Genomic DNA, 14808 nt, shown 5'->3' with positions numbered 1-14808 from the left:
AACGGAGAGGATATCGTTGGAAAAAGATATCAGGGATAATCACGCAGAATACACTAAAAATAACACGAGAACATAAACTAAAAATGCTACATTTGCATATACTAAAAATGATGCAAGTAAATATACCAAATATAATCCGGATAGTACTTGTGATTATCCTGCAAAAATAACGAAACATTATCATGGCAACACCATCTGAAAAATTGGCGCAAGCTCTTTCTGAACTTCAGAAACTACAGAAAGATAGAGACATTGCTGTTATCAAGGCATCTGATCTTAAAACGTCGCATAAGCAACTTTTAAAACGTAACGGCTTCATAAAAGACGTTATCAAGGGATGGTACATTTCAACCCGTCCTGAAGAACGTGATGGCGATACTACGTCCTGGTATATGTCATTCTGGGATTTTGCCTCTATGTACCTTAATGAGCGTTTTGGAGAGGTCTGGTGTCTTTCTCCCGATCAGTCGTTATTACTTCATAGTGGAAACAGAATTATCCCGAAACAGCTTCTTGTTCGTTCACCAAAAGCAAATAACAATATCGTACAGCTATTGCATGGAACTTCTATTTTTGACTACAAACTTAATATTCCAGCTAATGATTCCAAAGTTAATTTAAATGGGCTCCAGGTTTATTCTCTTGAAGCCGGATTGATTGCTGTTAACGCAGATTTCTTTACCCGTTATACCATTGATGCAAGAGCGTGTCTTGCGATGGTCAAGGATGCTTCGGTATTGTTGGCAAAGCTGTTGGATGGTGGGCATAGTGTCATTGCCGGAAGGTTGGCCGGAGCTTTCCGTAATATTGGAAATGCCAGGATCGCTGACAATATCCTTAAAACCATGAAATCCGCCGGATATGATGTTCGGGAGGAAGACCCTTTTTCGGAAAAACTGCCGGAACATATTCTCACAGTTCGGGAGAATTCGCCGTATGTCAGCCGCATAAAGCTGATGTGGCACCAGATGCGCGGTGTTGTGATTGAAAATTTCCCCAAAGCCAGTGCAATCCCCACAGATATTAAAGCTTATATGAAAGCGGTCGAAGAACATTACGCCGAAGATGCCTATCATTCCTTGTCCATTGAGGGGTATCGCGTAACGGCCGAACTGATTGAACGGGTAAGAGATGGCAACTGGAACCCTGATGGGAACGAGGCAGACAGAGAGGCGCGTAATGCCATGGCCGCACGGGGATATTATCAGGCGTTCCAGGCGGTAAAGGAAAGTATAAAGAAAATCCTGGCCGGGAAAAATGAAGGAGAGGTGACCGATACCGATCATTCAGACTGGTACCGGGAATTATTCGCCCCCAGTGTTGTTTCCGGAATATTAAAACCATCCGACCTTGCCGGATACCGGAACAGTCAGGTATATATCAAAGGGTCAATGCATACGCCGCTTAGTGCCGAAGCGGTGCGCGAGGCCATTCCCACACTGTTTGAATTATTACGCAATGAAGACAATGCAGGTGTCCGGGCAGTGCTGGGGCATTTTATCTTTGTCTATATCCACCCCTATATGGATGGTAACGGACGCATCGGGCGTTTTCTGTTTAATACCATGTTGGCTTCGGGCGGGTATTCATGGACGGTTATTCCGGTCGGGCAAAGGGATGCCTACATGGCCGCACTGGAACGCGCCAGCGTTGACGGCGATATTTGTGACTTTGCAAGGTTTCTGGGGGGACTGGTTGAGAAAAGAGATAGTTTATAGCAAGTACTTTTTATTAGTGGGCTTTTTATAAATTGATTACTTGGGATTAAGCAAGTTCTTGCAATTATTCCAAATTAATTTCTTTGTATCATTTAAAGGCATACCCCAAATTTTTGACAATCCAATATATACCAATTCTACATCCCATGGTTTGTATGGATTATCGTATTCCCCGGTAAATGGAGAATCGGTTTCAGAAACAATTTTGCTTTTGGGAATTTCCTGAATAATTCGAGTCCCAGATTTACTTTTAACCATTGCTGGATTAATACTAAACCAGCATCCTATATCAATAGCGCGTTTTAATTCAGCAAGACTGCCAGAATACCAATGCAAAATAGGAATACCTGCTTTAGGAAAATTGTATAACAAGTCAATCACTTTTTTTTCAGCCTTGCGGCTATGTATTGACAATATTTTTCCACCACTATTTTGACAGGAATTGAGAATGTGATAAAAAACACGAATTTGGGCATCCCATGTTTTTATAAAGTCGCGAGAACCATCCAGACCAATCTCGCCAACATATCTAACCTTTGGAAGAAGGTTATCAAAAAGAGAAAGTTCTTCCTCTCTTTCAAACGCTAATTGGGGATGCAAGCCGAGTGCTGTTTTTATACGTTTATTATTTGTGCTTAATTGGTTTGATTTAACCCATGCACTTGGCGTTGTTGTAACAGCCAATACATACAGATCTCGTGCCCCGCATTCTTCTGCTATACTTTTGGGGTCAGGGAAAAGGTCAAGGTGACAATGAAAATCTATCATACAATGTTATAACCTTGAAGAAACTTTTTAAGTTCAGCCACCCCAATCTGAATAGTCTTTTTATAAGTTGAAGTGTCACCCAGTATAGCTGAATTTAATTGCGCTCCGAGCCATTTATCAAGCCCATTATTCTCAACCTCTTTTATCGCGATTGCAATTGATTTAACATCGTCGTATTGAGCATAGTTTGGGGTGTCAATAGACAAATCATCATAGATATAATTTGTTTGGTCAATTTCTCTCCAAGCTTTAAATGCAGCACGTCTTACAAGACAGGGGACACAACGCCCACAATGCTTATGCCCATGTCTTTTGAAACGCCCGCAACTCGTAGACTTATGTGCATATTGTTTTATTAATGCTTGGTTTTTACAATTTATAAGCATCTGTCCTTTGGTTTTATCCTTATAAGGATTCTCAATGGTAACATTCAATCCGGCATTGCTTATCAGTTCTTGAAACATTAATAAATAAATCGGGTGCGTTGTTCTAGTACTTAAACTGCCAATACGCATACCTGTCAGTGGCGGGTTAAGAGATATGTATCCATTCTCGCACATATAGAGTGTTACGGTTTTTCTTTCTTTGTAATTTTTCAGACAAGTCGCAATCAAAATGCCATAGGCTAAGAAGATAATTGACCTAGCCCTTTGTGATGAAGGCGTCTCGCTGTCTGGAAACTTTTTGTTATGATTAAATTGAATGTGTGGAACGTTTGGATTGAATATTTTTGCAAAGTCTCTTTGCTTTTCAGCATCTCCGGGTACTAATTGACTAACGGCAACAGGATTATGCTCCTGGGCAACCAAATCAATTATTCCAATAAGGCTATCTAATCCGCCGGATAATAATACTACACAATCATTCTCAATGACTTTAAATTCACTTGACTTAGGAGCTTTCGGTTGAAATCCACCATCCACGAAAGTAAAATGCCACCTGTCAGAGGTAAGAAAGCCTAAAAGCTTTGACAGTAAGAAAGCCTGACCATTCCAAAAGTCCTTATCGATTACAGCTACGACCATTTCAAATTCTCTAGTCCAACCGTCATGACTCTTTTTTCTATGACCGGCATAATCAGCCGAAATAACAGACAAGGCTATTGACAATAAATCCCACGCCTTTGAGGACGGATTAATTTTTTCGGCTATGACCTTTTGCCAAATTTGTTCCCCAATGTAACCTTCAGCACGATTATCTGCTTTCCCAAATAAGACTACTTTTAAATCTTGGTTGTAGTTATTTTCACTACCTTTTTGTGGAGTACAATATATTTTCATAGTGCATCGCTTTCAAAAATTTCAAATGCTTCTAATAATACATCCTGTATGAGTTTCCTAATGGAAGAAGGTGTTATAGTATCTTTAGTTATCTTTTTCTGGTATTTTGCAGAAACTGCCTCACGGATATAGTCTTTGGCTTCTTGAAGGCGTGTTGCTGCAACACTGGTCGGAGCATTATCAAGAATATTTCTGCCTAAGTCTAATTCAAATCGGGCAAATACATCGTTGCTTACGAATTTCTCGACAACAAATAATCGTTGGTCGTCCGTTAAATTTAATAAGTCAGTATCTTCTTCTCTTTCTAAAAGTTCAGCGAAAGCATTTTTTATAGAATTTTGGCTTACTTCGGAGTCGAGGTCTCCGTCAATAGGACGAACGGCATTAATAATTGCATCTGTGATTTCATTCTCATTTTTCCCTTGAAATGCCTGAATATCTATTTCTTGGAAGGGCTGACCTGAACTTGTTCGCCCTGTTGAAATCGAGGAAAGAAAATCAAAAAGGACACCGGCAGTATCTACCGTTCTACTCAGTCTTTTTGTTGCTGTTTTTGAGCCACCATATCCTGTTCTAATGTAATGGCCAATTCCTTTCCTTAGTTTTTCTTTGTCACCGTGCTTAGCAAAATTATTAATATTTGTCCGCGCAGCTCTGAATCTACCTGCTGGGGCAAGAGGGATATCTTTGGGACTGGATGGTCCATCACCATTGTCTCCAGAATCCCTGCCATCTGACTGTGTCGGCGTCTTAATGTTACTATCTTCCGCCCAAGGTGGTACTAAAGGCACTTTTCCTTTGGGCCCCTTGCTTGATTGAGATGTTCCCATTACTTTTTCCTTGTTTTGATGTTAATAGCTTTCTTTACTTGTTGTGAGGTATCTACTTCTAACCAATGTTCCATAACTGGTTTAGCCCAAATTTCATTGGATATTCTAGGGATTATAGCAGGTCTTATTTGGGAGGGGGTTAGATTTGAAAGGAATGTCGTCAACCGTTGCGCTTGCATTGAATCTATCTTTGAAATTGTTATCAAAGAACCAAGAATCTTAGGAGTACCCCATTCCTTTTCCTGTTTGGCTTTATCTAGTACCCTATCCATAATGATACTGAGCTCTGATTTAGGAATTGCTTTCAATTTATCGGCAAAACTTGAAGCAACGTCTGGGGTATTAATAAATACTTCCAATAATTCGATTGCAGAAGAAGACAATCTGTCTTCCGGTGTTATCAAAGGAGTATGTTCCCGACTGACATAAAGAGCGCCTCTTAAGTCTCTATCGGATAATGTTGGGGAAAGCTCCAACCATTCTTTGACAAAATGCTCATCGTCTTTCCAATTTTCGGTTAATTCAATTTTTTTCCCTTTTGAAATGTCTTCTTCCCACTGTTTCAGAAAGCTAGGTTTACCTTCTACATTTTCATTTACTTTTGACAGCAATTCAGAATAAGCACTGGGATTCCCACAACGCTCAAAGAGTAATAGTTTTACAAGCACTGACTCATCTACATTGACCCCTAATGATTCTGAAATAGCCATTCTGATATACAAGGTGTTTAAGAAACGTTTTATAAGTCGAGGATTCCCTTTAATCTTTGTAGATGTTGTCATTATATTAGCAAGCAGTTCTGCCGTTTCAACCTTTTGCAAAAGGGAGCGGGGTAAAGTAATACCAAGACCATTTATAAATGCTCTATCAACCCGTTTACCCTGCCAACTTAATGATAATTGCTTAATTATTTGACCCCGAATTTCTTCTCTTTGGGCGTCCTCTAATCCACTTGCTTCTACAAATAATAATATTAGATAAGCCCTGACTTCCTGTGTTCCCAACGCAGGAACTCTTAATGGAATTTGAATTAGCTTGTCAAAATAATTAATAACAAGGTCTTTTTTATCATCTAACTCAAAATGTTTTTTGACGGCGTGTTTTATCATCTCATCATCTGCGGCAATAACAAAAGCAGTGTTCTTTAAAAACAAGAAAAGTCTTATTGCTTCTAACGTTGAAACTGTCGTTTCCGGTAAGCATCTATCAAGGTCATCAATAAGAACTACAAGTGTGATACCGATCTCATTCAACGTTTCTTCAAAACTATTACGTATTGCTTGAATTTCTTTTGGAGGTGTTTTTTCTTCTTTGGGTTTTAAAAATCCAGAAAATTTCTCAAATGTTTCCTGAGCCGTTTTTTCTGACGCTTCGAGTGTATTTTGTGAAAGTTCGCCACTCTGAATTTTTTTAGATATACTTAAAATTTCGCTGATAATTCCTAGTGGTGGTAACCCAAACGCTAGAGGTGTGGCAATCCCTACACCTGCTTTTAAAACTCTTAACCAATTAACCCTTTTGAGAAAATCCTTGGCCTTTTCTATGCCTTGATTCCTTTTTTCAGCCTCATCTGTTAATTTATTGGCAATAACTTCCATTAAAGCCGCTCTTGCATCGTCATATCCCTGATATAGCCATGCGTTAAATTCAACAAATACAAACTGCTTATTTTTTTCGGGATTCAAAGATTTTCTTATGAGCTTAATCATAGACGATTTACCAACACCCCATTGACCGGAAACACCTATTGAAACAGGTTCGTTTTTTGCTTCAATAATAAGCTTAGCAACCGTATCTGCCGTGCAAGCAAAATTTAGAAAGTCTTTGTCGGTTTCATTATCTGTCCACATCTAGAAGCCCAGTTTAAGTAAGTTAGTTGTTTCTTTTATAGAAGCATAAATGTAATGAAAATTCTAATAGGTTAAATTTCAAAACTGGAAAAAAGGAACCGCTATTCTACAATTTTTAGTTGATGTTTATTCAAATGTAAATACAAAATAGTTTCAATATCCTTTGTGCGTACCGCTGCCCGGTAAACCCTGCCATTGTCCTTTCATCACAGCCATGAAAGGACAAATGAGTAATGACAGACACAAAATTCACCCTCAATGAAATCGACATCATCTAAAAACCATGCGGGATATGGACGAGCGACCGCAGATCATCTGTTCAGGTGATGCTTATGCCGTGTTTTGTGAAAACTGGGATGATATCAAGATTGGCATTGTCGAACATTTAAAGGTGATGCTCCTTAACTATTGCAACATATCTTCCTGAAAAAGAGAACGAACAAAAAAGGGGCACTCGGCCCATAGCCGTCAACCTAAGAAAACCGGATTTGTCGATTTTCAATTTGGTAGATCTGGTTTTTAGTTTTTTTACTAAATATAAAGGGGGGAGTTCAAAGACAACTCCCAAGAAATAGCAAGTTCTTTAAAGAAGCTGTTCAGTTCAGAAGAATTGATGGATACGGCTATTAAAGCGGGGTTTAAGAAACGTAAATCCAAGTTAAACCCGTTTGTGTTTTTTGATTTAATGATGTATGAATCCAGTTTTTCCAAGTTAAAAAGTCTCAATCAACTTGCAGTTGAAGCCCAGTCTTCACACGATATTGGGATAAGTAAACAAGGTATTGATAAACGATTCAATAACCAGGCAGTAAATTTTCTGAAGTTGCTTATAGAAAAGCAACTTAGCGGCCAGTTAACTAGCCAGCTTGATAGCGGATGGCTAAACTTTTTCAATCGGGTTGTCATAAAAGATTCGACCCGGTTTGAACTTCCAGAACAATACAGCGAACATCTCCCAGGTTCGGGAGGTGCAGCCTCCAAAGCTGGCGCCTGTGTTCAGTTTGAGTTTGATTTAAAAAGTGGGCAAATCATTGACCTGAGCCTGACAGCCGCAAACAGACCTGATGTCAGAGATTCACTTGAAGCCCTGGAGATGGTTCAGAGCAATGACCTGATCATCCGGGATCTTGGTTACTTTGCATTCAAATCCTTTCTAAATATTGAGAAAAAGAAAGCATTCTTCATTTCCAGACTTCGCCCAAAAACAATCGTCTATGAGTTGAAGGCAGGGGAACTTCGACAGATGGATTTTGGTGCCCTCTACCGGCGCATGAAAAAGTATGGTCTGACCAGAATTGAAAAAGACGTGTGTATCGGAAATGAACCGAAGATACCGGTTCGCTTGATTATTGATCTCCTACCCGACGAGGTATACCAACAGCGTATCTTAAAATCAAACAAAACACATAAACGAAAAGGATATACCAGTAGTGAAAAATTTAAATTGATGTCCCGTTTTAACCTGATTATCACTAATGTTCCTGAAGATATCTTGCCTATTTCGGCTATTCCCCTGATTTATAAAATACGCTGGCAAATTGAATTGGTCTTCAAAATATGGAAATCAGTACTAGGGGTGCATCATATCCGGAATATGAAATACACAAGGTGGTTGTGTCATCTATATTTTAAACTACTCCTGATGATTGTCAACTGGAATATCATCATGAGCAAACGCCCCCTGATGTACGAGAAAACAGGCAAGTTGCTTAGTCTCTTTAAATGTTTTAAAACCTTGTTTGATAACACCTACCGTTTAAGAAATGTCTTAAGACACGGTTTACAGGAGCTATCACATTTTTGGGGGTGGATTGATCAACTATTATACAGGAATCATTGGCTGGAGAAGAAAAAAAATAAGCTTAGCTCAGAAGAAATAATGCACTCAATGTATTGACATATAGAACATTATTACTATTTTTAATAAAAAGAACGGGGTGAATCAGCATAACTCAATCCCGTTTAATAACTTTAGAAAGTTCCTTGATATGAATGAAATAACTAAAATTAACCCTGCTCTCAAAAGGAGCGGGGGTAAAAACAGCTACATACTCATAATCTGATAGTTATGGATTTAGGTTGACGGCTATGGGCACTCGGCCCCTGTAGTTTAACCTAAAAAGGATTCCCTTTTCCGGAATAAACACCTTCATCGGCCGCAGCCGAAAGAAAACTTCGGAATTCCGGTTCTCCGCTATCAGAGCATAGCAGCGTGCGGCTTCGTGGCCAGTAATACGCTACAGTACCACGAGGCAAACTCATCTGGTACTTTTCGCAATAACTTGGATAACGTACCGCAATTTGTCTTGGATCATCTTTGTATCTCATCATCAATACCTCCGATCATTTAATTCTGACAACAAACATCAGGATTGGTTAATCTTCAAACGGTTTCATAATGAAAATCGCAGGCGACGGATCATCAAAATCCCGGGCTGTAACCACGGCTTTGAGTATAACTTCCCGCAACAGCCGATTCGATCTTTCTGCTACTTTTTCGTTCTGCTCCCAATCGCCAGCATCCGGCAGTTGAACCAATAGCTTAAAAAGCAACTGGGAAGAAGACTCCCTCCGGGCGAAAAAGGCAAACATGAACAGTGCATCCCATAACCGGCCGTCTTGGTCCTGATGGCCTTCCATCCCTTTGGGAACTTCAACATATTTGTCCCAAACTGCCCGGGTCAGGTAAACCGGATGACGGATCCCAGCCTCCTGGGAAACCTTTTGATCAACTAGAATCAGAAAACCATCATCAACGGCTTGTTTCGTGGAATAGACTGAAATTGGTTTTAAACTTTTGAAATCATTCATAATAGATCGCCGCTAGCCCTGCGGACTTATAATGGCATCCGTCAGTTTCCGGACGGGTCTGGCACGCCGTTAAACTTAAATTTTTGGCATACCACAATTGAGCTATCCCGGATGAGGTCAACGGGGTGCATGTCAGGTTTTCCGTGTGGATAGCATGTGTGATTTGGAAAGGGAAAAGCTGAACGCATCCGAAGGAAACGAGCCACGAAAAGCGAGTTCCCCTTTACCGTTCAGGGAAGCGATCAATAAATTTGTCGGAAATTTGAGTGAAAGGAGTAATCTCTGTATAAATTCATTTATGACCGCTTTCATAACACCCCATAAAAGTAATCAATCATAATATTTTAGCCTTTTTCAATTTTTTAAACAATCACTCGAAAAGAGATAGGATATCAGGGCTTTGTTGTTAAATTTAGCTTTTAAAAAATTGAAGGTCTTTTTCTAATGAATTTAACTTCTTACCACGCCAAATACTTTGCCCATGAGCTGACCAGAAAAATATCAGCTGATGACCTTGGAAAACTCACTGCTTCTCTTCAGGATGCGAAAGTCGATCTCAACCCACATCAGGTGGAGGCTGCTCTTTTTGCGTTTAAATCTCCTCTTTCGAAAGGGGCATTGCTGGCAGACGAAGTTGGCTTGGGAAAAACCATCGAAGCCGGAATCATTCTTTCGCAAAAGTGGGCAGAACGAAAAAGGAAGTTGCTGATTATTGCTCCGGCAAACCTTCGAAAACAATGGAACCAGGAGCTTGTGGACAAGTTTTATCTCCCATCGGTAATTCTGGAAGCAAAATCATTCAACAGAGAGATTAAGGATGGGAAATGGAATCCCTTCGAGCAAAATGAAATCGTGATTTGCTCTTACCAGTTTGCCCGGTCAAAAGAATTGGAGGTTAGAAATGTACTTTGGGATCTGGTAATCATTGATGAGGCACATCGGCTGAGAAATGTGTACAAGCCTACCAATAAAATCGGGAACTCAATAAAAGAATCCCTCAGCAACAGTAAGAAAGTTTTGCTAACGGCAACCCCGCTTCAAAATTCGTTGCTCGAATTGTACGGACTGGTAAGCATTATCGACGATTACGCTTTTGGCGACTTAAAAAGCTATAAAAGCCAGTATTCAAGGCTGGCAGAAATCGACAGTTTTGAAGACTTAAAAGCCCGGCTTAAACCACTTTGCCAGCGCACTTTGCGAAAGCAGGTTCTAGAATATATTAACTACACCAACCGGATTGCGCTGGTGGAAGAATTTTACCCTTACACAGAAGAAACCGAACTATACGACCTGGTTTCAGATTATTTGCAAAGGGATAATTTGTATGCCCTGCCAAACAGCCAACGGCAGTTGATGACCTTGATCCTGCGGAAACTTCTGGCATCTTCAACCTTCGCTATCCAGGGAACACTGGAAGGATTGGCAAACCGGCTAGAAGCTATTCTCAACAAACAGGAAGCGGCCCTGGAACAGGAAATTTCAGGCAACTACGAATTGTTTGAAGAAGTACAGGACGAATGGGAAGAAGAAAACGATTTGCCCGATGATATTGAGCTTCTGTCGGATGAAGAAATTGAATCCATTCAAGAAGAAAAGGAGGAACTGAAGCAGTTTGCAGCACTGGCAAAAACCATCAAGGCAAACTCAAAAGGAGATAAGCTCCAAAAAGCATTGGAGAAAGGATTTGAAAAGCTGGAAGAACTCGGGGCGGCACAGAAAGCGATAATTTTTACCGAATCGACCCGGACACAGGAATACTTGAGAAATATCCTGGAAGGGAATGGATACAACGGCGAGGTTGTTCTTTTTAACGGTTCGAACAACGACTCTAAATCCAGACAGATTTATCAGGAATGGTTCGAAAAACACAAAGATACCGACCGGGCGACCGGTTCCCGCTCGGCTGATATGCGCCAGGCGTTGGTGGACTACTTCCGCAACGAAGCCACCATCATGATTGCGACCGAAGCCGCAGCCGAGGGAATTAACCTCCAATTCTGTTCCCTGGTAGTCAATTACGATCTGCCTTGGAATCCACAACGGATTGAGCAGCGAATTGGACGCTGCCACCGGTACGGGCAAAAATTCGATGTCGTGGTTATTAATTTCCTGAACAAGGCAAACGCTGCCGACCAGCGGGTGTACCAGTTGCTCGACCAGAAATTCCAACTGTTTAACGGGGTGTTTGGTGCCAGCGACGAAGTGTTGGGAAGCATTGAAAGCGGCGTGGATTTTGAAAAACGGATTGCCAAAATTTATCAAGAGTACCGCAGTCCCGAAGAAATTAAGGAAGCATTCGACAAGCTTCAAAAAGAACTGGAACCGGACATCGAACTGAAAATGGATGTTACCAAAAAGCAATTGCTGGAAAACTTTGATGAAGAAGTCCACCAAAAGCTGAAATTCAACATGGAGAAGGGAAAAGAGTACCTGAACCAGTATGAACAGTGGCTTTGGAACATTACCCGGTTTTATTTGCAGGATTATGCCGAATTTAACCATACTGAAGATTCTTTCCGATTAAGGAAAAATCCATTTCCCAGCGAGAACATTCATCCGGGACCTTATTTGATTCTCCGAACAAAGGACGATAAACGGAAAACAGAGATTGAGATTGCAGAAGACACAAATGTTTACCGTATTGGGCATCCTCTAGCCCAGCGGATTGTTGAAGCTTGTAAAAACAAAAAGCTCCCGGCACGGGAAATAACGTTCGATTACACAAACACCCCAACCAAAATCACTTTATTGGAGGAACTTTCCGGGAAAACCGGATGGTTACAGGTGAACCTGCTTACCATTGCTTCATTTGAAAACGAGGAATACTTAATGCTGGCTGGTGTTACCGATGATGGAGAGAAACTGGACGCTGAAATTTGCAGGAAGCTGTTTTCGGTTTGGGCAGAAGAAGGCAAAACCGTTTCAGTTTCAACAGAAATGCAAAGCCGGTTTGATGAATTGTGCCACGCCCAGAAACAGGAAATTCTGGATGAAAACATACAGCGAAACGCCAAGTTTTTTGACGAAGAATACAGCAAACTGGATAACTGGGCTGACGATATGAAGCTTAGCCTTGAAAAGGAGATAAAGGATATTGATGCTGAAATAAAATTACGCAAAGCAGAAGCAAGGAAATTATTAGACTTGCAGAAAAAAGTTGCCGAACAAAGATCAATTAAAGACCTGGAAAAAAAACGAAATGAAAAACGGAAACATCTTTTTGAAGCCCAGGATCAAATTGAGTTGAAAAAAGACGATTTATTAGGTAACATTGAAGAACGATTGAAACAAAAAATTACAGAAGAAATTCTTTTTACCTTAAAATGGAAATTGATTTAAGATGACCGATACAGAATTAAAAAATTTATTGAACGAACTTCGTGCTTTGCCCCGCGAAACAGAATGGGTAGAATTCAAGTCAAGTACGATAAAACCTGACGAAAAATTAGGTGACTATATATCTGGTCTTTCAAATGCCGCATGTGTAAATAATCAATCTTTCGCCTGGTTAGTATTGGGAATCGACAATAATGACCACACAGTTAAAGGAACAAATTATAAGTTCAAATCACGAAAACATGGGAACGATGATCTGGAATTCTGGATTAGACGTTATTTAACACCTTCTATCCGGTTCGATTATTTTGAATTTATGTTTGATGCTCAACACAAAGTTGAACTATTCCGAATCCCCGCCGCTGTTGGTGAACCCACTAATTTTCAGGGAAAACCCTCGATACGGATAGGAACATCACTCACACATTTGAAAGATTATCCGCATTACGCCAAAATCATCTACAATTCTCAGGATGACTGGTCGGCAAAGATTATTGAAAATGCCTCGATTACAGCGTTGGATAACGAGGCAATTAAGCTTGCCAAAGAAAAGTATAAAGAAAAACTGGTAGGGAAACCCTTCTTCAACGATATTGATGGCTGGTCGGACGAAACTTTTTTGGATAAAGCTAAAATTACAGTCGATGGTAAAATTACAAATACCGCTATTTTATTGTTAGGAAAACCAGAATCTTCACATTTCATTTCCCCAAGTGTAGCTCAAATTACATGGAAATTAGACACCGACCAAAAGGCTTATGAGCATTTTGGCACACCATTATTCTTGTCTATAAATGAAGTATTGAAACAAATACGCATTGTAAGGCATAAGTTTTTTCCCAACAATCAGCTCATTGCCACCGAAGTATTAAACTATGATACTGAAGTAATTTTAGAAGCACTCAACAACTGTATTGCCCATCAAGACTACAGCTATAATTCCCGTATTCTCCTCACTGAAAAAGCCAATAAACTCATTTTTGAAAATGCAGGGTCTTTCTTTGAAGGTAAAGCAGATGATTATTTGTTAGGTGAAAAAACTCCTAAAAATTACCGCAATAAATTTTTGGTAGAGGCTATGTTCAATCTCAATATGATTGATAGCCTTGGGTATGGTATTCACAAAATGACCAAAAGCCAGTACCTCCGCTATTTCCCTTTACCCGATTATACCAAGTCTAAAAGAGAAGAAGTTATATTGGAAATTTATGGTAATGCCATAGACGAAAACTTCTCTAAACTGCTTATTGAGCATATCGATGAAATGAACCTTACCGAAGTTATTCTTTTAGATAAGGTACAAAAATCGATACCCATTACAGATAATGCAGCCAGATTATTGAAGAAAAAAGGCTTTATTGAAGGCAGAAAACCCAACTACTTTATCTCTGCTCAAATTGCAGAAGTAACCAACCAAAAGGCTGAATACACGAGAAATAAAGGATTAGATAAAGAAGTGCTGATGTCTTTTATTATAAAGCACATTGAAAATCATAGTTTTGCGACACGGGAAGAAATTGATACCCTGCTATTAGACAAGCTGCCTGATTATATGGATGACAAACAACGAAAAAAGAAAATTGAAAATATCTTGCAAGAAATGAAAAAGGATAAAATTAAAAATATTGGGAGTAGGGGCTTCCCTAAATGGGTGAAAATTTAGGAGAATTAGGGAATGAATTTAGGGAATGAATTTTATTTAGTATTTGACAATCAGGTATTTAGATTTTCTAAATGGATGAAAATTTAGGAAAGCCAGGAAATGAATTTAGGAAACAACTATAACGTATGGCAAAAAACAATAACAACCAGAAACTGGAACTAACCTGGATTGGCAAAGGCGAAGAACCCAAGCTGGAACCACGGATTTTAATTGAAAACCCGGAATACAGCTACGGTGATCCAAATTCAGAAAATATGCTCATTCACGGGGACAACCTTTTGGCGTTGAGAGCCCTGGAACAGGACTTTGCCGGGAAAATAAAATGTGTTTTTATTGATCCTCCGTATAATACAGGAAATGCATTTGATCACTATGATGATGGTTTAGAGCACTCCATTTGGTTGAATTTATTAAGTCATCGTTTGAAAATATTAAGGAATCTATTAAGTTCAGATGGAAGTATATGGATAACATTAGATGACAATGAAGCACATTACTGCAAGGTAATGTGTGATGAAATTTTTGGCAGACAGTGGAAATGCTACATTTGCC

Annotated in this window: 11 protein-coding genes; 5 read left to right on the top strand and 6 right to left on the bottom strand. The window is 39.7% G+C overall.

Features of this window, described 5'->3' with window-relative positions; genetic code table 11:
* The first annotated feature begins 182 nt into the window (after window positions 1–182).
* Window positions 183–1718, top strand: a complete 1536-nt coding sequence (locus tag NC99_RS01975) for a Fic family protein (RefSeq protein ID WP_053179311.1) — start codon at window positions 183–185, stop codon at window positions 1716–1718.
* A 36-nt stretch (window positions 1719–1754) separates the two neighbouring features.
* Here NC99_RS01975 and qatD read toward each other — a convergent pair whose 3' ends face one another.
* Genes qatD through NC99_RS01955 form a run of 4 tightly spaced genes read right to left on the bottom strand, consistent with a single transcriptional unit; the run spans window position 1755 to window position 6446 of the window.
* Window positions 1755–2486, bottom strand: coding sequence for a Qat anti-phage system TatD family nuclease QatD (gene qatD, locus NC99_RS01970; protein WP_053179309.1), 732 nt, complete (start codon window positions 2484–2486; stop codon window positions 1755–1757).
* Window positions 2483–3766: a Qat anti-phage system QueC-like protein QatC gene (qatC, locus tag NC99_RS01965; RefSeq protein WP_053179307.1), complete on the bottom strand. Its 1284-nt coding sequence runs from the start codon at window positions 3764–3766 to the stop codon at window positions 2483–2485. Before qatC ends, qatD begins: the two co-directional genes overlap by 4 nt.
* Window positions 3763–4596, bottom strand: a complete 834-nt coding sequence (qatB, locus tag NC99_RS01960) for a Qat anti-phage system associated protein QatB (RefSeq protein ID WP_053179305.1) — start codon at window positions 4594–4596, stop codon at window positions 3763–3765. The genes qatC and qatB overlap by 4 nt, the downstream gene beginning before the upstream one ends.
* Window positions 4596–6446, bottom strand: coding sequence for a KAP family P-loop NTPase fold protein (locus NC99_RS01955; protein WP_053179303.1), 1851 nt, complete (start codon window positions 6444–6446; stop codon window positions 4596–4598). Before NC99_RS01955 ends, qatB begins: the two co-directional genes overlap by 1 nt.
* A 571-nt stretch (window positions 6447–7017) precedes the next feature.
* Between NC99_RS01955 and NC99_RS01950 the strand changes: the two genes are divergently transcribed.
* Window positions 7018–8343: an IS4 family transposase gene (locus NC99_RS01950; RefSeq protein ID WP_316930776.1), complete on the top strand. Its 1326-nt coding sequence runs from the start codon at window positions 7018–7020 to the stop codon at window positions 8341–8343.
* 218 nt (window positions 8344–8561) lie between these two features.
* Here NC99_RS01950 and NC99_RS21785 read toward each other — a convergent pair whose 3' ends face one another.
* Complete coding sequence (locus tag NC99_RS21785; protein WP_157624358.1) at window positions 8562–8777, bottom strand: hypothetical protein; 216 nt, start codon at window positions 8775–8777, stop codon at window positions 8562–8564.
* Between the two features lie 45 nt (window positions 8778–8822).
* Window positions 8823–9257, bottom strand: coding sequence for a DUF6573 family protein (locus NC99_RS01945; RefSeq protein ID WP_053179299.1), 435 nt, complete (start codon window positions 9255–9257; stop codon window positions 8823–8825).
* Window positions 9258–9701: 444 nt separating this feature from the next.
* On the opposite strand from NC99_RS01945, the gene NC99_RS01940 reads away from it, so the two are divergent.
* From NC99_RS01940 to NC99_RS01930, 3 genes are all read left to right on the top strand, one after another.
* Window positions 9702–12596: an SNF2-related protein gene (locus NC99_RS01940; RefSeq protein WP_053179297.1), complete on the top strand. Its 2895-nt coding sequence runs from the start codon at window positions 9702–9704 to the stop codon at window positions 12594–12596.
* Window position 12597: 1 nt separating this feature from the next.
* Window positions 12598–14256 carry an RNA-binding domain-containing protein gene (locus NC99_RS01935; RefSeq protein WP_053179295.1) on the top strand — a complete coding sequence of 553 codons (1659 nt, stop codon included), beginning with the start codon at window positions 12598–12600 and terminating at the stop codon, window positions 14254–14256.
* Window positions 14257–14381: 125 nt separating this feature from the next.
* Window positions 14382–14808, top strand: a 427-nt coding sequence (locus NC99_RS01930; RefSeq protein ID WP_162231121.1) for a DNA methyltransferase, incomplete at its 3' end; no start/stop codon positions are given.

The sequence above is a fragment of the Sunxiuqinia dokdonensis genome (assembly GCF_001270965.1).
GTDB classification, from domain to species: Bacteria; Bacteroidota; Bacteroidia; order Bacteroidales; family Prolixibacteraceae; genus Sunxiuqinia; species Sunxiuqinia dokdonensis.
The sequence above is the reverse complement of the archived record's forward strand: the minus strand, read 5'-3'. Positions and strand labels throughout refer to the sequence as shown.

Bases quoted from the DNA above. Each gene is read 5' to 3' on its own strand.
- NC99_RS01975 (WP_053179311.1), top strand. From the start codon at position 183: ATGGCAACACCATCTGAAAAATTGGCGCAAGCTCTTTCTGAACTTCAG.
- qatD (WP_053179309.1), bottom strand. From the start codon at position 2,486: ATGATAGATTTTCATTGTCACCTTGACCTTTTCCCTGACCCCAAAAGT.
- qatC (WP_053179307.1), bottom strand. From the start codon at position 3,766: ATGAAAATATATTGTACTCCACAAAAAGGTAGTGAAAATAACTACAAC.
- qatB (WP_053179305.1), bottom strand. From the start codon at position 4,596: ATGGGAACATCTCAATCAAGCAAGGGGCCCAAAGGAAAAGTGCCTTTA.
- NC99_RS01955 (WP_053179303.1), bottom strand. From the start codon at position 6,446: ATGTGGACAGATAATGAAACCGACAAAGACTTTCTAAATTTTGCTTGC.
- NC99_RS21785 (WP_157624358.1), bottom strand. From the start codon at position 8,777: ATGATGAGATACAAAGATGATCCAAGACAAATTGCGGTACGTTATCCA.
- NC99_RS01945 (WP_053179299.1), bottom strand. From the start codon at position 9,257: ATGAATGATTTCAAAAGTTTAAAACCAATTTCAGTCTATTCCACGAAA.
- NC99_RS01940 (WP_053179297.1), top strand. From the start codon at position 9,702: ATGAATTTAACTTCTTACCACGCCAAATACTTTGCCCATGAGCTGACC.
- NC99_RS01935 (WP_053179295.1), top strand. From the start codon at position 12,598: ATGACCGATACAGAATTAAAAAATTTATTGAACGAACTTCGTGCTTTG.